Source organism: Rouxiella sp. S1S-2, assembly GCF_009208105.1.
In the GTDB taxonomy this organism is placed as follows: Bacteria; Pseudomonadota; Gammaproteobacteria; order Enterobacterales; family Enterobacteriaceae; genus Rouxiella.
This window is the reverse complement of the sequence record NZ_WFKL01000002.1, coordinates 50,346-70,077: the sequence shown is the minus strand read 5'-3', so window position 1 is coordinate 70,077 and position 19,732 is coordinate 50,346. Positions and strand designations below refer to the sequence as shown.

Below are 19,732 nucleotides of genomic sequence, written 5' to 3'. Positions count from 1 at the left end.
TGTTATCACTCCTGCATATTCACGACCACTTTGCCTTTCGCATGCCCCTCTGCAAGGTAGGCAAGCGCATTCTTTGCTTCTGAAAAGGGGAACACTTTGTCAATCGTTGGCTTGATTTGTTCCGCTTCTATGAGTTTGCCGATGTGGTTGAGTTGATCGCCATCAGGACGGACAAAGAGAAATGAATAGGTCAGGCCTCGTTTTTTGGAAAGACGCATAATCTTGCGACTCATCAGCCCGAAGACAAAGCGCAGAAAAAAGTTCAACCCTCGTGCGCGTGCAAACGCGACATCTAACGGCCCGACGAGAGAAACAATCTTTCCGCCAGGCTTAAGAATTTGGGTGGATTTTTCAATTGCATCGCCTCTGATAGTCCCAAGAACAATATCGTAGCCACTCAGCACGTTTTCGAATGGTTGCTTTTTATAATCAACCACTTCATCTGCGCCAAGTTGATGCATCCATCCGACATTGGCTGTGCTCGTCGTCGTGCCCACTGTTGCACCAAAGTGTTTCGCCAGTTGAATCGCAAGGGTACCAATACCGCCCGAACCCGCCGGAATGAATACTTTTTGGCCCATCTGGATTTTGGCCCGTTCTTTCAATGCTTGCCAGGATGTGAGGCTGACCATCGGCAGAGAAGCAGCCTGCACGAAATCCAGGTTGGCAGGTTTGATTGCTGCCGCTTTTTCAGGTACCACGGCAAATTCGGCAAGAGATCCGGTTCCCGTGTCAAAAATGCTAGCGAAGATTTCGTCGCCCGGGGTAAAACGAGTCACACCACTTCCAACTGCAATGACAACACCAGACAAGTCGCTACCCAATGTTGCAGGGAGCTTGAAATGCATAACCGGCTTAAAAATTCCGGTTAGGATCATATTATCGATAGGGTTCAGACCCGCCGCGTAGACTTTAACCAGAATTTCATCAGCATTGACTGAGGGGTAATCTACGTCATCGAAGCCCAGTTCAGGAGATTTACCGTAGCGTTTAAACGTGAAGGCTTTCATTGTCTTATGACTCATTGTTTATTTGCTCCGCTGCGTTTGTCGATAAAATTTTTCTTGGGGGTCTGTTGCTCATTAAAAAGGCTACCCCCAACAACACTTCGATAAATACCGCAAACAGGATCTGCTCGTTTACATTCCCTTTCTCCCACTCAAAGATCCCAAGTGCCGCTAAAATCAAAGAAATGGTAGTGATACCGGTAGCTAGAGCAAATCGAGCCTGAGAGGGTTCAGCATTCCTGGCCAACAAACACATTATGCCCAGCCCCATAAAAAATGCGGCAGAACGACGACTGACCACCTCTGAGCCACGCGTCGGTGCAATTCCCCACAGCGTTAGGAGCTGTTCCGGGAGAAACATCCATACAGCAGCCAGGACGAATAACAGCACAGAGGCCAGAGTAGCCAATTGAGAAAATGTCATTTTTTAATCCTTCTCATCAAGCTGAAGACTTTTGCGCACCACCTTATCCAGCAATGAGGCAGGCGCGAATCTGAGAATAAAATTCAATTTCCCTGCCAATCTTCCCGCCGTGTAACGCAACTTTGGGCGTGAAGTCTGTGCGGCCTTAACCACCACTTCAGCGACCACCTCTGGACTTTCCGCCTCAGCCATTGCCTTGCTAACCACTTTCGTCAGCTTAGCTCGAATAAGATCATACTCTTCAAGCTTTGCGTCCGGCTCTATATTATTGTTTTCAAACTGCGTTTTTATGTACGCAGGTTCGATGACACAAACTCTGATGCCCTGCGTGCGCAGCTCTTGATCCAGCGCTCCCGTATACCCTTCGACCGCATGCTTACTGGCTGCATAAAGAGCCACATACGGCAACGGAACGATCCCGAGTATCGAACCCATGTTAATGATCCGCCCCCTTCCCTGACGACGCATATGAGGAACAACAGCCCGCGTTAACCTGACTATACCCAGAAAGTTTGTGTCAAAAATTCGCTTGGCCTGTTCAATCGAACTTTCTTGCGCAGCCGCCGGCGCAACCCCGAACCCCGCGTTATTCACCAGAACATCGATCCGCCCTTCAAGCCGTATCAGTTCATCAATGGCAGCCTTGACAGAAGCGTCGTCCGTCACATCAAGCGTCAATAGCGGAAACGGATGCTTTCCCGCCAGGGAGCCACGCCGGCTCGTGCCATATACCCTATACCCCGCCGCTAAAAGTTTACGGGCAGACGCTTCGCCGATACCTGAAGAAGCGCCTGTAATCAGTGCTACACGTTTTTTTGTCATGCTGAATACAGCCTTCATGATTTATTTGGGGTGTCTCATCGCTGATGAGATGACGGATTGTCAGGGATTGATGTCAGATTTAACGCTCTACAGAACAGCCAAAATACCGTTCTGTAGAGTGGCACTCATTGACTAAAGTGCTTTATATCGCTCTGCAGCTTCATCTTGTTTGATGTCTGAAAGCAGAACCTGACGCGAGGCGTCGAGGGTGTCCCAGCGTGCAGCATTATGTAAAGGAGGAATAGTGACCCGTTCACGGCGATCAAAACCTACCAGTGCGGCATCCACTAACTCACCCACTTCCATGAATTTTGCCGAGTTACTGATATCGATACCCGCACGATCCCAAATTTCAGTGTAAGTGCCGGCAGGGAGCACCGCCTGGATATAAATGCCCTTAGATGACAGCTCTACATTCATTCCCTGAGACAGGAAAAGCACAAAGGCTTTGGTTGCGCCGTAAACCGTCATCGCAAATTCTGGGGCCAGGCCTACGATGGAACTGATGTTGACGATCGATCCCTCACCCGCTTGCACGAGTCGTGGTGCCACGGCATTGGCGAGTCTAGTCAGGGCGGTGACGTTAAGCGCGATAAGGCTTTCTATCGATTCAGGAGACTGCTCTGTAAAACTTCCAGACTGCGCGATACCCGCGTTATTGATAAGAATGCCAATCTGCGAGTCTTCACGCAGACGAGCTTCAACCGCCTCTAAATCCACCGATTGCGTAAGGTCGGCAGGTAGAACTTCGACAGAAATGCCATTTTCCTGTCGCAAACGATCGGCAAGTATCTCTAACCTTGCTTTGTCGCGTGCAACCAGAACAAGGTTGTGTCCACGGCGGGCGAACCGCTCGGCGTACACAGCACCAATACCCGTGGAGGCGCCTGTAATGAGAACTGAAGCTTTAGTCATAAGTTGATCTTCTTTATAAATGTGTAAACAAAATTCGCAAAGTGCGACGTATGTATAACCGCGACACCTGCGGTTCTACTTGTTTGTCTCAGTAAGTGACGGGTAATCGGTATATCCCGCTGCGCCACCGCCATAAAGTGTTTCAGGACTTAGTGAGGCCAGAGGCACACCTGTTTTCAGCCTTTCGACTAGATCTGGGTTGGAAATGAACGGGCGACCGAACGCGAACAGATCGGCTTTTCCTTCTGCAAGTTGAGCGGACGCCAGCGCCAAGTCATAGCCGTTGTTGCCGATGTAGGTGTTTTTAAAACGCCTGCGCAGGGAGCCGTAATCGAACGGTGATGCATCACGCGGGCCGCCCGTAGCGCCTTCAACCACGTGGAGGTACACGATACCCAATGCATTAAGTTCATCAGCGACGTAGTTAAATTGCGGCTGCGGATCACTGCACGAAATCGCATTAGCAGGCGAAACGGGTGAAATACGCACGCCGGTGCGGTCAGCACCAATCTCCTCTTTAACGGCCGCCGTGACTTCTAACAGCAGGCGCGCGCGGTTCTCGACTGAGCCGCCGTACTCATCGGTACGCTGATTGGCACCGTCTTTAAGGAACTGTTCCAGCAGATAACCATTCGCTCCGTGGATCTCTACGCCGTCAAACCCGGCGGCAATCGCATTGGCAGAGGCCTTTCTGAAATCGTCGATAATCCCCTTTATTTCCTGCAGCTCGAGCGCGCGTGGCTCAGAGACATCAGCAAATCCGTTGTTCACAAATGTTTTAGTCTCGGCACGGATGGCAGACGGTGCGACCGGAGCAGCGCCACCGGGCTGTAAATCGACATGCGAGATACGTCCTACGTGCCAGAGCTGTACAAATATGCGCCCACCTTTGGCATGCACGGCATCTGTCACTTTGCGCCAACCATCGATCTGCGCCTGCGTGTAGATCCCTGGCGTATCCTGATAGCCCTGCGCCTGCGCGGAGATCTGCGTGGCTTCGGTAATCAGCAATCCAGCGGTAGCTCGCTGGGCGTAGTAGGTTGCAGCCAGTTCGCCTGGAACCAGACCTGCTCCGGCACGATTACGCGTCAGCGGTGCCATCACGATATGGTTGGCAAGCGTTATTGTCCCAAGATCATAGGGTTGAAATAAGGGTTGGTGGGTCATTTAGTTTTCCTGATAGTGAAGGTAAGAATCTAATGATGTCGATAGTAATCTAAAAAGTCAATGCGTTTGATTATGATCATCATCAATGTATACTAATGACGTGATTTTTTTAAAAGAGGATTTGAAAAACGATGAAAGTGTCAAAAGAGCAGGTCCGTGAAAACAGAAAGCGCATTGTCGAAACTGCTTCAGTATTGTTTCGTGAACGTGGCTATGACGGCGTGGGCGTCGCGGAACTGATGTCTGCAGCAGGATTAACTCACGGCGGGTTCTACAAGCACTTTGGTTCTAAGGTTGATCTGATGGCGGAGGCTGTGAGTTGCGGTTTTACGCGTTCTGCAGAAAGCACGGCAGGTGTGAACCGAGAAAAATTTATTGAATACTACCTCTCCCGCCAGCATCGCGACGGTATGGGGAACGGTTGCGTGATGTCGGCATTGGGCGCGGATACAGCCCGTCAGTCTGAGTCAATGAAGGCGACATTTGCGGCTGGCATTGAACGTCAGCTGGCACTTTTGGGAAATGAAGATGGAACGCGCGCTGACCTTATAGATACCATTGCTCATCTTGTTGGCGCCCTGGTGCTGTCCCGTGCTTGCCCGGATAATTCCGCTCTGGCTGATGAAATTCTGGATGTTTGCCGTTCCCGCATTCTCAGTCAGGACGTCAATGAAAATTGATTTTTCAAATCATCCAGGGAGTTAATAAAATTTTTCTCAGATTTTCCGATGAGTTATCAATAGTGTGTATTGGGCAGCTGAACTAACGGCAAATAGCCAAGGTAGAGATTGCTATGGGCCGTATAATCTTCAAAACAAGTTATGATTTATAGTTAGAGGTGTTTAAGTCTTTTTGCTAGCTATGATCAACTTAAATGCAGAGTTATAACAATTCATAAGCATTTACAGAAAATGTCCTTAATGGATACGCAAAAGATATATTGCTCCTTTGATGGAAAAAATCTCTGCTAACCCAGAGTTTTTTTCGTCTAAATAAATGGGCAGTCATCGAACTCGTCTGTGAATACATCGTTAATGACGCATGCGCCCCCCTACTCCCCCCCCTCCAATGACTAAATTGACTCGGAATTTTTTACCCAAAGTAAAATGTATATGCATATCAACGATGAATGAAAGGATTAGTCTGAATTGCAGAGACTGTACTGGGTAGCCAGGGAAAACTCTCGTAATAGTATTAATAAATTTTTAACTATTAGAGAACTTACGATGGGATTTATCTTGATAATCAGTCATCGATGAAAAAGATAGTAAAGTTAGCTTATAATCCGGAGATTTATACAGACTGTAAATAAAAACATGTTATTAAAAACAGTGTTGACACTTTAGAAAAAATCATTAAATTAGCTTTTAACAGCAGTAGAAAATCACTTGCTGTTTATAAAGAGTGTTAAGTTCATTAGTTATTAGTAAACTTGCGATGAAGGCGGCGAAGTTTGTTTTTTGGTTAATCGCTTTAAGGCAGTTTTTCCATAAGCGACAATGCTTCAAAGCCATGTAATAAATATATTAAATCGCAAAATGTGAAATTGAACGCGATGAAGTAATGCCATGTTCTTAAAGTTTTTTTGCGATGTTTTTTAGATTGGATTTATCAAATCGCAATGAATGTAAGGCAACGCATCAATAGTATATATCGCGAGGGGAGATGTACCTGTTTGTGACATCAATAGTTCAGATGTCAACATAAAGTAACAGAGTATTAAATCAGCAAATAGATAGGAGGTTTTTTATTAGTTATAGCCTAATATTATCTGAGATAAACGTGTACATCTAATGCAGTACTAATAGTAGTAAGTCAATTAAGTTCATTAATGTTAAATTTGAAGTTGGAAGAAAGATAAAAGCCCTGACTGCAAATGGTCGGGGCTTTTATCGTTTTAGCCTCACACAAATCATTATCAGACCATTCTTAAGACCATCCATGTTCCTTCCAGAAAGGGCCAAATGGCTCAGTGAGTTAGCTAATTAAAATTATTATATAATTAATACTTGCTTATTAAATCATTCTAAGTCTACTATGATGCCATCGGTTTGGAACACAGACCTTATGAAAGCAGTTTTAGTAAAGCAGTTCTCAGTTCAAGCGTTATCCATAGATACCCTTCTTCATGAGCCTCCTCCTAAGTGCCAAGTAAGTAAAACTCTGCAAAACAGGCCTCGTTCGTCACGATAAGTGGCTCAAAAAATGAAAGGAAGTATCTATGTCTAATAAAATGACTGGTTTAGTAAAATGGTTTGATGCTGGTAAAGGTTTCGGTTTTATCTCTCCACAAGACGGTAGCAAAGATGTATTCGTACATTTTTCCGCCATCCAAAGCAGCGATTTCAAAACCTTAGACGAAGGCCAGAAAGTGGAATTCTCGATTGAGAACGGCGCTAAAGGCCCCTCAGCTGCCAATGTTGTCGCGCTTTAATTGCCGATAACCTCACTAAAACTTACGATAGCGATGATGGCCAGAGCCTGAGCAGTTAAGCTTAGTGATAAAAAAGCCCGCCTTGAGCGGGTTTTTTCGTTTAAGGTTTTGGGTAGATGCTCTGAGATTTAAAATTTAACAGCATTGGTTCTAACCTACTCCCATCTTAGCCGCCTGCGGACACGTTTGAAGCGCTGCGCTTGAACAGTATCCAACTATCACACCGCAACTGAACACATAGCTAAGCCCCAGCGCGGTCATTTGCAACGGCAAAGGCCACGCGGACTTCACATTGGTAAACTGAGGAAGCAGAGCGAGAAACAAAAGAAATACTTTCAGATTTAGACCGTTAATACAAAACCCCTTTAACGCCCACTTTACCCTTGACCCAAACTCTTCACCGTCGCGATCTATTACAGGAACAGAGGGATTACGAAGTATTCCTACACCTAGCCAAAAAAGGTAACCAGCACCCGTAATAGTCAGGAAACGGCCAAGAATGCGGCAAACATAGTTAACGGCATATAATCAGGTTATCCCTTACCAGGCATTTACCCGGTTGATACGAGACAGCCGAAACGCTCAATATAATTAACCTTTTTATAAATTCCGTGGCGGAAATGCTGTGAAATAACATCACTTAATTACTGAAATGCGCTTCATAGTCGGAGTTAAAGCGGTGGTATAGGATTGGCCACTACCTGTTTGATATGAAATGGCAATGATTTAAAATATTTTCCTATGCAGATGAATAAAAATTTAACGGTATTGATTTATTAAAAAAGCAGTCTTCAAGCTAATAATCTTTATTTAATATGTTAATGACATTTATTCCGGAAGGGAATATTTGCAAAGGTCAGCGTAAAGGCTCGCTTCTTCTTCCTGGCAATTCAGTAAAAGTGCCGGCTATGTTTTATTAATTTAAATAATTGATTTATATGATTAATATTCTCATAAGCCGTCGAAAAGGCTGTTACACTTCGCGCGGGTGCTCAGGATCTTTCTGTTCTGAGCATGGATTAAGATTTATGCAAAGAGCAGAAAGCAAGAAGCCCCGAATTGAAGTTAATTCAACCCGAGGCCCTCGTTTATGCGTAGCAACATAAAGGTAGCGCCTCACATGCTGAAAAGCAAGGACAAGGAGGACAGATGCTACACAAACCAGTATTAACCGTTTTTATACTGTGCGTGACAGTTTTAACGCTCGCATGGATGTATCGGGGATCACTTTGTGAAATCCAGGTTAGAAACGGCAAGATGGAGGTTGTGGCTTCACTGGCCTACGAATCCGTGAGGTAATACAACCCAACAGACGGGAGTTCGCTCCCGTCTGTTGGAGGTTGTTTAGCATAGGTCCAAAAGCACCCGTTCAGATTTACCGGCCAGCCTTCGGGCTGGCTTTTTTATGCATAAAGCCCCCGTAAGGTAAGGTTTGTTCAGCGTGGTCGAGACGGTGTAGACGATTTAAACAAATCGTTTATTTCACATAGATATATAAATAAAAGGCTATATTCCCAGCACGTAACTCTCATTCATCCAATTAAATTCTAACTCCCTCCAGGTAAAGGCGTTATTTTCTTAACTTCAATTAGACAGCAGCAACGTTAAAGCAAATATTTGTCTAGAAAAATGCAAACGTTCTAGACAGCTCTCTCACGAGGCTCTAGCTTCTATCAGAATTGTTATACTTGATAGGCTAAGGCATTATGAAAAATGATATCAGGTCCCTCGATCTTAATCTTTTAAAGGCTCTGGATGCGTTACTGGATGAAGGCAGCGTAACTCGGGCGGCTCAGCGCCTTTCTCTGACTCAACCGGCTGTCAGCGGAATGCTTACCCGCTTGCGAGATTTTTTTGACGACCCCCTTTTTGTACGAACACGTCATGGCATGGTACCCACGTTACGGGCCAGCGAACTCGCTTCACCGGTAAAGCAGATCCTCACAGACATCGCTATATTACTTAAGCCATTGAATTTTATACCTATAACAGCGGAACTCACTTATACCATTGTAGCAACGGATTATGCGCTTAAGGCCGTAATCATACCGTTGATGGCCGCGCTGAAACAACGTGCGCCTCTTATCAAAGTCGCCGTGCGACCTGTAGACAATGCGCGAATATATCAGCAGTTGTCTCGGGGAGAAGTCGATATGGCCCTACTAACACCGCAGACAACACCCGATGATCTGCATGGAAGAGCGCTTTATGAAGAGCATTATGTCTGCGTAGCCTCTGGCCATCATCCACTGGCTGCAGGTCAGGAGATTACGCTAGAGCAGTTCTGCGAACAGGAACACATCTTGGTATCGACGGAGGGGAAATTTACGGGGGTAACAGATGAAGTGCTTGCGGAATTACGACTGACCCGACGAGTCGGTATGTCAGTCAATAGTTTTCTGGTGATACCCGATATTTTGCGCTTAACCAATATGATTGCGGTGGTACCCCATCGTATGGTCCCGGCTGACAGTGATCTCGTCATTATCCCTCTGCCACTGAAAGTCCCCGGCTTTACAAAAAGCATGGCGTGGCATGAACGTACTCATCGAGACTCTGCTCATCAATGGATACGCGCGTTGTGTGTTGAAGTCAGCCAGCACTCCGGCTGATATAAGATAACTTATTAGCATAATAATTAATGACGATTAGCCTTATATCTCTTTTGCGTTGATAATTTTTACATCACGTTGAATGGTATGGTCGTAACGACACGTTCAGCGCAATCAATCATCAAAATGGGATACATATGAACGTAATTAATTGGCCTGAAAATTATATTCCGGGTTTTACCGATAACTTTGTTTCAAATGAAATGATTATCTCAGGACTAAGTGTCAGGGATGTTTGGCCCTTTCTAAGTCAGCCATTCCTGTGGCCTGACTATTATAAAAACTCAGCAGATGTGCGCTTTTATGATGATAAAGGACCAGTCTTGGAAAATCGTGTGCGCTTCTACTTCAGCACATTTGGATTTCCTGTTGAATCACAGGTCGTAGAGTGTGTTTCACCGACGGAGGGCCAACCAGCACGTCTAGCCTGGCATGGATGGGCAGGTGAAGAGAATACCCCTGAACGTCTCGATGTACATCATGCGTGGCTATTAGAAGATCTGACTGATCATCGTATTCGTATCCTGACACAGGAAACTCAGAACGGAAATCCTGCAAAGGAACTGGCAAAAACTCGCCCAAATCCAATGCTAAACGGCCATCAGGAATGGCTGGATGGCCTGATTGAAGCCGCGACCCGCACCGTTCGATAAAAAATTAAGGTATGTAGTGGTCTATTGAAAATAACCACTACATCAACATTTACTATCCCTTTTACTGCCGTGTATTTGCCCAAAAAACGGCAGGTTGCGGATGTGGTAATCAACAGTTCGCAAGCACGATTTTTCCCCGAATACAGCCTAATGCGGCACGTTCACGTGCGGAGCCTGCGGGTACGCTACGAATAGCGACATCGTTTCCGATTGGCCTCCATATGATTGCCCCCGTTCTCCCAGAGTTCTGCGCACTTCATCCCAAAGTAGCGGTTGACTTACGGTTGAACGATCGCGTGATAAGTATTGTTGATGAAAGTATTGATATTGCCATCCGGGTTGGCGTGCGGGAAATTGAAATCGTGCCTTCATCGAATATTATCGTCGATGCAAGCGAAGCAGTCATAGCGGCAGTGGCTGCCGGTGCTGGGATAGGAATGGCCACGAGTTTTATGACTGCTTCTTTAGTGAGGAAAAAAGCCTTAATTCCCGTTCTGTCAGACTTTACGTTAGAGCGGCACAATATTTCGGCAGTCTGGCATGAAAGCCGTCGTTCAAACCCTGCTGTACGTGCGTTTCTGGCGTTTATGCTTGAGAAGTTTTAATTCTTTAAACACGCACCCCTCACATTAAACAATATGATGAAAATAGGCCCGCTTTAGGCACTGAACTGCCATAGCAGTGCAAAGAACAGCGATGAGTGAAAAGCAGAAGTCGTGGCACATCATCGAATACAGGCATGCTGTATTTGCGGAATTCATATTATTAATGACAGGGTGATGCTTTAACATCAGTATATTCTATCTCGAAGAATATTTGTCTAGGGTTATCGCGATGATAACAGTTGAGAAATCAGACCCATTTTCTACAGAATCTCAATTTTTAGTTGAGAAATTGTCATCAGAACTTGCCGCTATTACCGGTGATAGTGGCAAAAATAATTTCACAGTAGACTCAATGGATCAGGACAGATCGCTGTGGGTACTGGCAAGAAATAAAGAGGGTGAAGCGATAGGTTGCGGTGCTATCCGGCCGTTAACGCAAGATATAGCCGAACTTAAAAGAATGTTTGCAGACCGAAGCTCTCCTGGTATCGGTAACGCTTTACTCACTTTTTTAGAAACATCAGCGAAAAGTATGGGATATACCGAGCTTTGGCTTGAAACCAGGCACGTTAACCATAGGGCTGTAAATTTTTATAGGAAGAATGGGTATGTAAGCATTGAGAATTACGGCCCCTACAAAGGCCGGGATGAAGCTGTATGTTTCTCGAAAAAATTACCACACTAGCATTCAAGGGGGAGCAACTTCGGTTCAGCAGCAGTATGCGTACAGCGTTAAAATATCCACTCTTGGCACCAGGCTACCTGCCGGAGTCATCACTGTCGCCGTTGAGCAAGTAGCGAATGTCTGGTTGCAGCAAGTAAGTCTCGCGAGTTGCTGAATTATCCCTGGTGAATACAAATGGACGACTCATGAATGTTATCATCGCGAACATGACCCCTGATAATAAAGGTTTTTTAGAGTTAAAAGTAGAGAGCATGGCTGCTGGATTTAACATGCTACGCAGACTGGAAGAAAACTGGCTGAACGGGCAGAATCGATTTGATAAGCCAGGTGAGAACCTGTTAGGTTTTTATGCCGACGGATCACTCATTGCTGTGTGTGGGTTAAACCAAGACCCCTACATGCCTTCAGTTCGGGCCGGACGACTCCGTCATCTCTATGTCGGAGTCGAATGGAGAAGAATGCAGGTTGGTATCAGTCTGCTTAAGGCATTGCTAAAGGGTTCTGGCCACTGGTTTGATTTTATCAATACTAACGCGCCTCCATCAGCATTCACCTTCTATGAACGTGCTGGCTTTATTCCGCTAGCAGATGTCGATAAAGTGACTCACCGCCTGTATCTTGAAGACATATAATTTTAATCCATTGACCTACAACCAACTAATTGACACATAATGGTAAAAATAACGTCCGCTCTGGCACTCTGCTGCCCATCTGTAGATAGTTTGTGCTGATAACCTCTCCGCAAGACTGATCGGTTGCGAAGTCGCTAGATTACATTCGTTGAATGAATCAAATACTGCGACAGAAAATCCTCTACATCTTGTTTTCCAATACCCAGCGTAAAACTGATACCTGATTTTTTTAAAATATTGATGCCTTCCCCTCTGTTCCTGGGATGCGGGTCTTCTATTGCAATGTAGATATGTCGTGGCTTTAACTCTGCAAGCGTTAAAGCACAGGAAGGGGTTCTTCCTTGGAAGGAGCAGGGCTCAAGAGTGACAAAAATTTCACATTCATCAATAGGTAACGTAAGTTTTGAGATGGCTTCTATCTCTGCATGATGGTGGCCTGGAGATTGAGTAAAGCCTTTAGAAACAACATCTCCGTTATGGACAATTACGCATCCCACCGGTGGATTTGGTCTGCATTCAGGTAATGCCTGTCGAGAGTATTCAAGCGCCAACAACATGAATTTCAATTTTTCGTCCATAACGCCCTTCTCTACCAGAGGTTATAAGTCATTGGCCTACAATTTTTAGGCCGTTTGTCATAAATGTCTAACAATTTAGCCGACCTAATTAAAAACTCTCAGTGAAGTCAACGTGGTGATCACTTGCAGAGCGATTTTAACCAGAGTGTTGCATCCCTCGATTGAACTCACAGAGCGGACTTTTGCTCACATACAGCCAAGTACGAAACCTATGTCATAAACTTCCCCACGCGCTGACTGCTGAGCTTGAGAAGGCACGGGACATTTTTATATAAAAATGCAGTTCTGACTTCCCTGTCATAGCTGCGTGATTAAACCTTTGTTATCTATACTTCGGTATTAGTTGTCGTACGTCCTGATGTGTAGATTTCATTCTGCTGCTGATTGCCAGGACGTATCTTGAACCAAATTGCATACATTGCGGGCAGGAATACCAGCGTGATGATGGTGCCGCCAAACGTGCCGCCAATGAGGGTGTACGCCAGCGTTCCCCAGAACACCGAGTGTGTCAGCGGAATAAACGCCAATATGGCAGCCATCGCAGTGAGCAACACCGGCCTGGCTCGCTGCACCGTCGCCTCAACCACCGCATGAAACGGAGCCATCCCTTCCTGCTCGTTATGATGGATCTGACCTATCAGGATCAGGGTGTTACGCATCAGAATCCCAGATAATGCAATTAATCCTACCAGCGCGTTGATGCCAAACGGCTGGTTGAAGAGCAGTAGCGTTGGCACCACCCCAATTAGCCCCAGTGGGGCGGTGAGGAATACCATCACCATCGCCGACATCGACCGCACCTGCAGGATAATAATCAACAGCGTCATGGCAATCATGATAGGAAACAGGGGTGCCATCGCTTTGGTGGCTTTTCCTGATTCTTCAATGGGGCCGGCCTGCTCAATGCGGTACTCGGCCGGCAGCGAATTAATGACCGGTTGCAGCGATTTCATGATTGCCGTGGAGACATCAGGAGGTTGTAGATTTTCGGCAATGTCTCCCCGTACGGTAATCGTCGGGGTACGATCGCGACGACGCAGAACGGGGTCTTCCATTCGCACTTCCACATCCCCTATCTGAGACAGCGGAATGCGCTGGCCGGAAGACCCCACTAAGGTAAATCCGGCTATTTTAGCTGGATCAAGCCGGATATCCCCCGCCGCGCGTCCCATGACCTGCACCGAACGGATGTCTTCACGTACAGAGGTAATCGGAACCCCTGAAAGCAAGAACTGAAGCTGCTGTGCGACCGTACTTGATGTCAACCCAACCGCCTGAAGGCGGTCCTGATTGAGCGTAAAATGCAGCGCCGGTACCCGCGGGCCCCAGTCGGTGTTGATGGTCCTCATCATTGGGCTGGCCTGCATCACCCTTTCTACTTTATCTGCAATTTCGCGCAGTTTAGTAGGGTCCGGCCCCATGACACGGTAAGCCACCGGATAAGGTGAATACGGACCAAACACCAGTTGAGTCACGCGCACGCGCGCCTCAGGTGCAAGACCGCTGGCAACCGCTTCACGCAGTCTGAACTTGAGCGCCTCACGCGCTTCCTGGCTGTCCGTCAGCACGACAATTTTCGCAAAAGACGGGTCGGGCAACTCGGGCGCCATGGCCAGATAAAAACGCGGCGACCCTTGCCCGATGTAGGATGTGACGATTTTTGCCTCTTTCTGCTTTCTCAGCCAGGCTTCTATTTTCGCGGTGGTGGCGCTGGTCTGCTCAATTGAGGTGCCATAAGGCATCTGCACCTCAACCAGTACCTCTGGGCGATCGGATGTCGGGAAAAATTGTTTTTTAACCAGCCCCATGCCGAGGATAGCGACAGTAAAGATGGCAATAACGGTACCGGCTACTGCCCACTTGCGCGCGATAACCCGTGTCAATAACCGGCGAAAGCGGTTGTAATGACGGGTGTCGTAAATAGCCGCATGCCCGCCCTCTACCGTTTTGATGTTCGGCAGCATTTTCACACCCAGATAAGGCGTAAATACCACCGCCACGACCCAGGAGGCAATCAGGGCTATCCCGACAATCCAGAACATGTTGCTGGTGTACTCACCGGCTGTGGACTGTGCGAAACCGTTGGGCATAAAACCGACGGCGGTGACCAGCGTACCCGCCAGCATTGGGGCCGCCGTGTGGCTCCAGGCATAGGCCGAGGCTTTGATACGGTCGTAGCCCTCTTCCATTTTCACCACCATCATCTCTATGGCGATAATGGCATCATCGACCAGCAACCCCAGCGCGAGGATCAGTGAACCCAGGGTAATGCGGTCAAAGTTTTTGCCGGAAGCCTCCATCACCACGAAGACAATCGCCAGCGTCAGCGGCACGGCGGCTGCGACTACCACGCCCACGCGCCATCCCATACTGACGAAGCACACCACCATGACCACGAGCAGCGCGACAAAGAATTTGATCATGAACTCGTCAACGGCGGAGCTGATGTTGACTGACTGATCGGTGACCTTCATCAAGGTCATGCCCAGCGGCATGCTTTCATTGATTTTAGCCGTTTCCGCATCCAGCGCCTTCCCCAGATCCAGACCGTTCCAGCCGTCACGCATGACGATGCCCAGCAGCAGCGCCGGTTCACCCTGATTGCGGATCAGGAAGGTCGCAGGGTCCTCATAGCCACGCTCAACCGTTGCTACATCCGAAAGCTGCAGGGTTCTGCCCTGTACGACGATGGGCGTTTCGCGGATTTTCTCCAGTTTGTCGAAAGCACCCTCCAGGCGGATAAAGACCTGCGGTCCTTTAGTGTCAATTGAACCGGCGGGCGTCAGTACGTTCTGGCTGTTGAGGGCGGAGAAAATATCCTGAGGAGCAATGCCCAGCGTCGCCAGCCGGTCATGCGAGAACGAGACAAAGATACGTTCAGCCTGTTCGCCGATGATATTGACCTTCTTGACACCCGGCACATGCAAAAGACGCTGGCGCAACGATTCCGCATCGCGGACCAGCAACCGCTGTGGCTCTCCTTTCGCCTTTAGCGCAAAGAGCGCAAAAGTCACGTCAGAGAATTCATCATTGACCATCGGCCCGATGACGCCTGCAGGCAGGTTTTTGGCCTCATCACCCAGCTTCTTACGTGCCTGATAGAATTCTTCCTGCACCTGTGAAGGCGGCGTGCTGTCCTGCAGTGACAGCATGGTAAAAGCCAGACCGGGACGCGTATAAGTCTCGCTACGGTCATACCACTTAAGCTCCTGCATGCGCTTTTCAAGCGGTTCAGCAACCTGATCCTGCATCTCCTGCGCGGTGGCACCCGGCCAGGCAGAAATAATCGTCATCTGCTTGACGGTAAACGGTGGATCCTCAGCTCGACCCAGTTCGAAAAACGAAAGAATGCCCGCGACCGTTATCAGAATAATAAGGAACAATGTGATTGAGCGCTCACGAACGGCAAGCGCTGAAAGATTGAATCTCCCCTCACTCATGGCTGACTCCCGGCCGTGCTGGCACCGGATTGGTCGGTCAGTCGTACTGTTTCACCGTCATGCAGCAGATGCGCACCCAGAGCGACCACCTGTTCTCCCGGCTTAAGCGGACCTGTCACCTTTGCCGAATCGTCACCCAATCCCAGCACCTGAACCGGCCGCCATGACACTTTGGCTGGCTTGCCTGAAATCTCCCAGACACCCGGCCCTTTCCCCGGGTCATAGAGGGCCGCTAAAGGCACCTGCATCATCTGGCCCGGTAATTTATCGTCTGTAATATGAAGCGTAACGGTGGACCCCAGTGGCGCGCTAGCCAGCGCCCCCTCAAGCACATATCTCGCCTCGAAGGTGCGTGTTACAGGATCAGCCGCATCGGAAAGGAGACGCAGTTTTGCAGAAACTGAGTGTTTATCAGTACCGTACAGTGTTGCCTCAGCTTCGCTTCCAACAGCCGGACGTAACGTCTCGGGTAACTGCACGATAGCCTCGCGCTGCCCTGCTCTGGCCAGACGAACCACCGGTTGCCCGGCACTGACAACCTGACCGGGTTCAGCCAGCGTGTCCATGACGACGCCATCGGCATCGGCCAGCAACACGGCATAGCCCATCGTGTTTTGTGCCACATTCGCCTGTGCCTGGGCAGCACTAAGCTCAGCTTTAGCCGTATCTGCCGCGGCCTTTATCTGATCGTAGGCCGATGCAGACACTACGCCTGCAGTAACAAGCCTGCGATAACGCACCTCATCATCAGTAGCCTGTTTTGCACGCGCACGTGCAGCCGCGACAGCCTGTTGCTGAGCTTGCGCCAGCAGACTCAGGTCAGCGGGGTCCAGACGCATTAAAGGCTGACCGCGTTTAACGGTCTGTCCGGTATCCACCAGACGTTCAAGAATTTTGCCTTGCACTCTAAAACCGAGGTCGCTTTGAATACGAGCGACTACAACGCCGGTGAATGCGCGGGAGCTATCAACAGGACTCACCACGGTTGCCGCTCTTACTAAAGGGGGCTGAGTACGTGGATCATGAATGTCGGAAGACTCGCCGCAGGCCACAATCGCAAGCGGCAACAGGCAAATAGCAAAAGTGGCAGGTTTGAGCCTGAGCATGGTTCCCTTATTTATTTAACAGGATAGAAACCACATCTTCAGACTAGTGACCAAAAAAGTCAATAGTCACAATTAGGGCGACAAACTTCTCAATATGAGTGACGACAGGAGTGCAGCTGCTGACGATGCCGTCTCCAGATTGTATTGCAACTGAACGGGACTAACATAAGGCCGCATAACCAAATATATCGCATGGGCGGCCTCATCCAGCGGCGTTTTGCGTTCAAACTCTCCCGTCTGCCGCCCTTCAAGAATGATTTGCTCAATCAAATGTCGCAACCGTTCTTCATGCGCCTCTGCTGAGGGCCACTTATCGCGGGCGGCTACCGCAGCAATGTCGTAAAGCTTGCGATCGTGAAAAAACAAATCGCTCCCGGCTTCAATGAGTGCTCTAAATAAACACCTCAATTTCTCGGAGGCCGTCGGCGCACTTGCAATCGCTGAGTCGACAATCGCCATGATCATCGCCAGCCGGTTGGTGCAGATCACCTCGCCGATAGCCTGCTTGGAGTCAAAAAACTTATAGATGTAAGCCTTTGAAAAGCCGATTGCTTTAGCGAGGTCGGAGACAGTGGTTTTTTCATACCCGAAATGCCCGAAATGTTCTGTGGCGGCTTCCACGACCTGATCACGGACGCTATGGTCCGATGGCCCTCTAGGGGCATGTAAATTTGTGTTTTTAGTCATTTTTCCAGCTTAGCTCAGTGAGCCTTAATTGACAATGAGTAACCACATTGTGATTTAGTCACACTCCAGACGTGACTTTTGAACAGCAATGCCCTCGCAGGTGTTTCTGCTTGTGAGCTTTGCAGCAAGTGCGGGAAACAGACCACAATGCTGACAGTAGTTTGATGCATCAGCTGCACAGCGCTGCAGAATTCAGCAAAACCGCGGGCTACGTTTAATTAAATTAACACATTGTTTTATATAAGTATTATTTTCACATGGAGTTCAAAAGGCTGTTACACTTCGCGCGGGTGCTCAGGATCTTTCTGTTCTGAGCATGGATTAAGATTTATGCAAAGAGCAGAAAGCAAGAAGCCCCGAATTGAAATTAATTCAACCCGAGGCCCTCGTTTATGCTCAACAACATAAAGGTAGCGCCTCACATGCTGAAAAGCAAGGACAAGGAGGACAGATGCCACACAAACCAGCAGTCACCGTTTTTATACTGTGCGTAACGGTTGTAGTGCTCGCATGGATGTATCGGGGATCACTTTGTGAAATCTAGGTTAGAAACGGCAAGATGGAGGTTGTGGCTTCACTGGCCTACGAATCCGTGAGGTAATGCAACCCAACAGACGGGAATTCGCTCCCGTCCGTTGGAGGTTGTTTAGCATAGGTCCAAAAGCACCCGCTCAGATTTACCGGCCAGCCTTCGGGCTGGCTTTTTTATGCATGCAGCCGCCGTAAGGTTTTGTTTGATTTGGTTTAACGTAGTAGCTAAAGAAACGGATTGAACTAGATCTCTCTATTTCATATTGATATCACAATAAGAGGCGATGCTTTATTGAGTTCGGATTAACAAAGAAAATCTTTCCACATATGCAGTCAGTACCCCCTCCCCTCTTCATCACAAAGATTCTTTTTATAAATAAGGACCCTTCTTTTGCTAAAGCTCTCAACTAAATACATAGTCAAATGTGTTAGTTCAAAACCATCTTCATATCAGAGATATAGGTTGATAATTATGTGATTCTATTTGGATAAAATTAAATTCTCCTCAACAGGAAAATTATCCACATACCAGGAGAATCAGTTCTTCTGATAACCTATTTTTAGAAATATAGGGTTAAGAGCCTAAGCCTCTCATTCTCACCTAATACAACTCGAAGTACATCAGTAGCGAGAGCGTAGATATAATGACGCCATTCGCAACAGAACGCTGACGTGCCTTACGAGTGGCATCACTGACGAACAGAAAATACTTCCACACAAGGCAGTAATTCAGCAGTAGACTCGATTGTTGAGGCCATAAATTCTCGGTCGAACTGGAAACTCTCGCGACAGTGCCATGCATAAAACGGCTTACATTTTGTGTATTCTTATAGCTTTCATTAGTGCACGTTGTACGAGCTAAAGGAGTCCTATGCCAGTGTATCGATGCAGTTGGGATAAAGGCAGGCCTCCCTTTAACAGACGCTTCAACGATACATATTTGTATTCAGGCGGCTTAAACATAAAATTTTTCCACGTATAAACCATGAAGTCTAAAACACATTTTTATTCAGTAACCTACCGTTAATAAACTTCACCCTTTCCCTCGTCTCCTTCAGAACCTAATCGCAATTTTTTATGCACGATCCTTATCAGTTCAGATTGGTTTATCCCTTATTGCAGGTAAAGAAAAATGCACTGGGTTCCAAAACTCACCTTTAAAACACAGAAAATAGCTCCACACAATACATACCCTCTCCTACCTGGTGTTGTTGTAGCCCTAACTCTCATCGATAAGCCAACTTTGAGCTTATTGATTATGAGGAAAGTGGGCATCCGTACCCTACTCGAAACGAGTTGAATCTTAAAAAAACACACGCACAGATAATTCATCCACATTGAGGCATCAATACTAAAAGCCACAGTCTTTTTGCTTCAATATTACGCTCGGCGTATTCGTACACATTTTTTGTTGTCTTAATTGATCCCTATAGC

The 19,732-nt window shown here is 47.5% G+C and carries 19 protein-coding genes and 1 pseudogene; 9 read left to right on the top strand and 11 right to left on the bottom strand.

Annotation, left to right across the window (positions count from 1 at the left end; translation table 11 throughout):
* Window positions 1–5: 5 nt before the first annotated feature.
* The 5 genes from GA565_RS24040 to GA565_RS24020 form a co-directional block, all read right to left on the bottom strand.
* Window positions 6–1,025, bottom strand: coding sequence for an NADP-dependent oxidoreductase (locus GA565_RS24040; RefSeq protein ID WP_152201844.1), 1,020 nt, complete (start codon window positions 1,023–1,025; stop codon window positions 6–8).
* Window positions 1,015–1,431 carry a hypothetical protein gene (locus GA565_RS24035; protein ID WP_152201843.1) on the bottom strand — a complete coding sequence of 139 codons (417 nt, stop codon included), beginning with the start codon at window positions 1,429–1,431 and terminating at the stop codon, window positions 1,015–1,017. The genes GA565_RS24040 and GA565_RS24035 overlap by 11 nt, the downstream gene beginning before the upstream one ends.
* Before the next feature lie 3 nt (window positions 1,432–1,434).
* Window positions 1,435–2,253 carry an oxidoreductase gene (locus GA565_RS24030; RefSeq protein ID WP_152201841.1) on the bottom strand — a complete coding sequence of 273 codons (819 nt, stop codon included), beginning with the start codon at window positions 2,251–2,253 and terminating at the stop codon, window positions 1,435–1,437.
* 132 nt (window positions 2,254–2,385) lie between these two features.
* A complete protein-coding gene (locus GA565_RS24025) occupies window positions 2,386–3,168 on the bottom strand; it encodes an SDR family oxidoreductase (protein ID WP_152201840.1) in 783 nt (260 codons plus the stop codon).
* Between the two features lie 75 nt (window positions 3,169–3,243).
* The gene (locus GA565_RS24020; RefSeq protein ID WP_152201838.1) at window positions 3,244–4,335 is read right to left on the bottom strand and encodes an alkene reductase; all 1,092 of its coding nucleotides are present in this window, start codon (window positions 4,333–4,335) and stop codon (window positions 3,244–3,246) included.
* A 131-nt stretch (window positions 4,336–4,466) separates the two neighbouring features.
* On the opposite strand from GA565_RS24020, the gene GA565_RS24015 reads away from it, so the two are divergent.
* Both GA565_RS24015 and cspA read left to right on the top strand, forming a co-directional pair.
* Window positions 4,467–5,015 (top strand): TetR/AcrR family transcriptional regulator, encoded by a 549-nt coding sequence (locus GA565_RS24015; protein WP_152201836.1) that lies wholly within the window; start codon window positions 4,467–4,469, stop codon window positions 5,013–5,015.
* Between the two features lie 1,541 nt (window positions 5,016–6,556).
* The gene (cspA, locus tag GA565_RS24010; RefSeq protein WP_152201834.1) at window positions 6,557–6,769 is read left to right on the top strand and encodes an RNA chaperone/antiterminator CspA; all 213 of its coding nucleotides are present in this window, start codon (window positions 6,557–6,559) and stop codon (window positions 6,767–6,769) included.
* 150 nt (window positions 6,770–6,919) lie between these two features.
* Here the strand turns inward: cspA and GA565_RS24005 are convergent, their stop codons facing one another.
* Window positions 6,920–7,270 carry a LysE family translocator gene (locus tag GA565_RS24005; protein ID WP_152201985.1) on the bottom strand — a complete coding sequence of 117 codons (351 nt, stop codon included), beginning with the start codon at window positions 7,268–7,270 and terminating at the stop codon, window positions 6,920–6,922.
* A gap of 648 nt (window positions 7,271–7,918) precedes the next feature.
* On the opposite strand from GA565_RS24005, the gene GA565_RS24000 reads away from it, so the two are divergent.
* The 6 genes and pseudogenes from GA565_RS24000 (at window position 7,919) to GA565_RS23975 (ending at window position 11,956) form a co-directional block, all read left to right on the top strand.
* Entirely contained in the window at window positions 7,919–8,068 is a 150-nt protein-coding gene (locus GA565_RS24000) for a Hok/Gef family protein (protein ID WP_152201833.1), read from the top strand.
* A gap of 407 nt (window positions 8,069–8,475) precedes the next feature.
* On the top strand, window positions 8,476–9,381 hold the full coding sequence (locus GA565_RS23995) for a LysR family transcriptional regulator (RefSeq protein ID WP_152201831.1): 906 nt from the start codon (window positions 8,476–8,478) through the stop codon (window positions 9,379–9,381).
* A gap of 137 nt (window positions 9,382–9,518) precedes the next feature.
* A complete protein-coding gene (locus GA565_RS23990) occupies window positions 9,519–10,034 on the top strand; it encodes an SRPBCC domain-containing protein (RefSeq protein WP_152201829.1) in 516 nt (171 codons plus the stop codon).
* 140 nt (window positions 10,035–10,174) lie between these two features.
* A pseudogene (locus GA565_RS23985) lies at window positions 10,175–10,639 on the top strand (LysR substrate-binding domain-containing protein); the annotation flags it as partial.
* Window positions 10,640–10,868: 229 nt separating this feature from the next.
* Window positions 10,869–11,324 carry a GNAT family N-acetyltransferase gene (locus GA565_RS23980; protein ID WP_152201827.1) on the top strand — a complete coding sequence of 152 codons (456 nt, stop codon included), beginning with the start codon at window positions 10,869–10,871 and terminating at the stop codon, window positions 11,322–11,324.
* Window positions 11,325–11,509: 185 nt separating this feature from the next.
* Entirely contained in the window at window positions 11,510–11,956 is a 447-nt protein-coding gene (locus GA565_RS23975; RefSeq protein WP_152201825.1) for a GNAT family N-acetyltransferase, read from the top strand.
* Window positions 11,957–12,090: 134 nt separating this feature from the next.
* Here the strand turns inward: GA565_RS23975 and GA565_RS23970 are convergent, their stop codons facing one another.
* From GA565_RS23970 to GA565_RS23955, 4 genes are all read right to left on the bottom strand, one after another.
* Window positions 12,091–12,534 (bottom strand): deaminase, encoded by a 444-nt coding sequence (locus tag GA565_RS23970; protein ID WP_152201823.1) that lies wholly within the window; start codon window positions 12,532–12,534, stop codon window positions 12,091–12,093.
* Between the two features lie 326 nt (window positions 12,535–12,860).
* Window positions 12,861–15,974, bottom strand: coding sequence for an efflux RND transporter permease subunit (locus GA565_RS23965; RefSeq protein ID WP_152201822.1), 3,114 nt, complete (start codon window positions 15,972–15,974; stop codon window positions 12,861–12,863).
* The gene (locus GA565_RS23960; protein ID WP_152201820.1) at window positions 15,971–17,080 is read right to left on the bottom strand and encodes an efflux RND transporter periplasmic adaptor subunit; all 1,110 of its coding nucleotides are present in this window, start codon (window positions 17,078–17,080) and stop codon (window positions 15,971–15,973) included. The genes GA565_RS23965 and GA565_RS23960 overlap by 4 nt, the downstream gene beginning before the upstream one ends.
* 72 nt (window positions 17,081–17,152) lie before the next feature.
* The gene (locus GA565_RS23955) at window positions 17,153–17,767 is read right to left on the bottom strand and encodes a TetR/AcrR family transcriptional regulator (RefSeq protein WP_152201792.1); all 615 of its coding nucleotides are present in this window, start codon (window positions 17,765–17,767) and stop codon (window positions 17,153–17,155) included.
* A 451-nt stretch (window positions 17,768–18,218) separates the two neighbouring features.
* Here GA565_RS23955 and GA565_RS24995 point away from each other — a divergent pair, with 451 nt between their 5' ends.
* On the top strand, window positions 18,219–18,311 hold the full coding sequence (locus GA565_RS24995; protein ID WP_152201790.1) for a Hok/Gef family protein: 93 nt from the start codon (window positions 18,219–18,221) through the stop codon (window positions 18,309–18,311).
* Window positions 18,312–18,899: 588 nt separating this feature from the next.
* Here GA565_RS24995 and GA565_RS24990 read toward each other — a convergent pair.
* Window positions 18,900–19,181, bottom strand: coding sequence for a DUF6434 domain-containing protein (locus GA565_RS24990; protein ID WP_226951074.1), 282 nt, complete (start codon window positions 19,179–19,181; stop codon window positions 18,900–18,902).
* Window positions 19,182–19,732 lie beyond the last annotated feature (551 nt).

What these genes read in the sequence shown, in the direction of transcription:
- GA565_RS24040 (WP_152201844.1), bottom strand. Translation starts at nt 1,025, where the DNA reads ATGAGTCATAAGACAATGAAAGCCTTCACGTTTAAACGCTACGGTAAA.
- GA565_RS24035 (WP_152201843.1), bottom strand. Translation starts at nt 1,431, where the DNA reads ATGACATTTTCTCAATTGGCTACTCTGGCCTCTGTGCTGTTATTCGTC.
- GA565_RS24030 (WP_152201841.1), bottom strand. Translation starts at nt 2,253, where the DNA reads ATGACAAAAAAACGTGTAGCACTGATTACAGGCGCTTCTTCAGGTATC.
- GA565_RS24025 (WP_152201840.1), bottom strand. Translation starts at nt 3,168, where the DNA reads ATGACTAAAGCTTCAGTTCTCATTACAGGCGCCTCCACGGGTATTGGT.
- GA565_RS24020 (WP_152201838.1), bottom strand. Translation starts at nt 4,335, where the DNA reads ATGACCCACCAACCCTTATTTCAACCCTATGATCTTGGGACAATAACG.
- GA565_RS24015 (WP_152201836.1), top strand. Translation starts at nt 4,467, where the DNA reads ATGAAAGTGTCAAAAGAGCAGGTCCGTGAAAACAGAAAGCGCATTGTC.
- cspA (WP_152201834.1), top strand. Translation starts at nt 6,557, where the DNA reads ATGTCTAATAAAATGACTGGTTTAGTAAAATGGTTTGATGCTGGTAAA.
- GA565_RS24000 (WP_152201833.1), top strand. Translation starts at nt 7,919, where the DNA reads ATGCTACACAAACCAGTATTAACCGTTTTTATACTGTGCGTGACAGTT.
- GA565_RS23995 (WP_152201831.1), top strand. Translation starts at nt 8,476, where the DNA reads ATGAAAAATGATATCAGGTCCCTCGATCTTAATCTTTTAAAGGCTCTG.
- GA565_RS23990 (WP_152201829.1), top strand. Translation starts at nt 9,519, where the DNA reads ATGAACGTAATTAATTGGCCTGAAAATTATATTCCGGGTTTTACCGAT.
- GA565_RS23980 (WP_152201827.1), top strand. Translation starts at nt 10,869, where the DNA reads ATGATAACAGTTGAGAAATCAGACCCATTTTCTACAGAATCTCAATTT.
- GA565_RS23975 (WP_152201825.1), top strand. Translation starts at nt 11,510, where the DNA reads ATGAATGTTATCATCGCGAACATGACCCCTGATAATAAAGGTTTTTTA.
- GA565_RS23970 (WP_152201823.1), bottom strand. Translation starts at nt 12,534, where the DNA reads ATGGACGAAAAATTGAAATTCATGTTGTTGGCGCTTGAATACTCTCGA.
- GA565_RS23965 (WP_152201822.1), bottom strand. Translation starts at nt 15,974, where the DNA reads ATGAGTGAGGGGAGATTCAATCTTTCAGCGCTTGCCGTTCGTGAGCGC.
- GA565_RS23960 (WP_152201820.1), bottom strand. Translation starts at nt 17,080, where the DNA reads ATGCTCAGGCTCAAACCTGCCACTTTTGCTATTTGCCTGTTGCCGCTT.
- GA565_RS23955 (WP_152201792.1), bottom strand. Translation starts at nt 17,767, where the DNA reads ATGACTAAAAACACAAATTTACATGCCCCTAGAGGGCCATCGGACCAT.
- GA565_RS24995 (WP_152201790.1), top strand. Translation starts at nt 18,219, where the DNA reads ATGCCACACAAACCAGCAGTCACCGTTTTTATACTGTGCGTAACGGTT.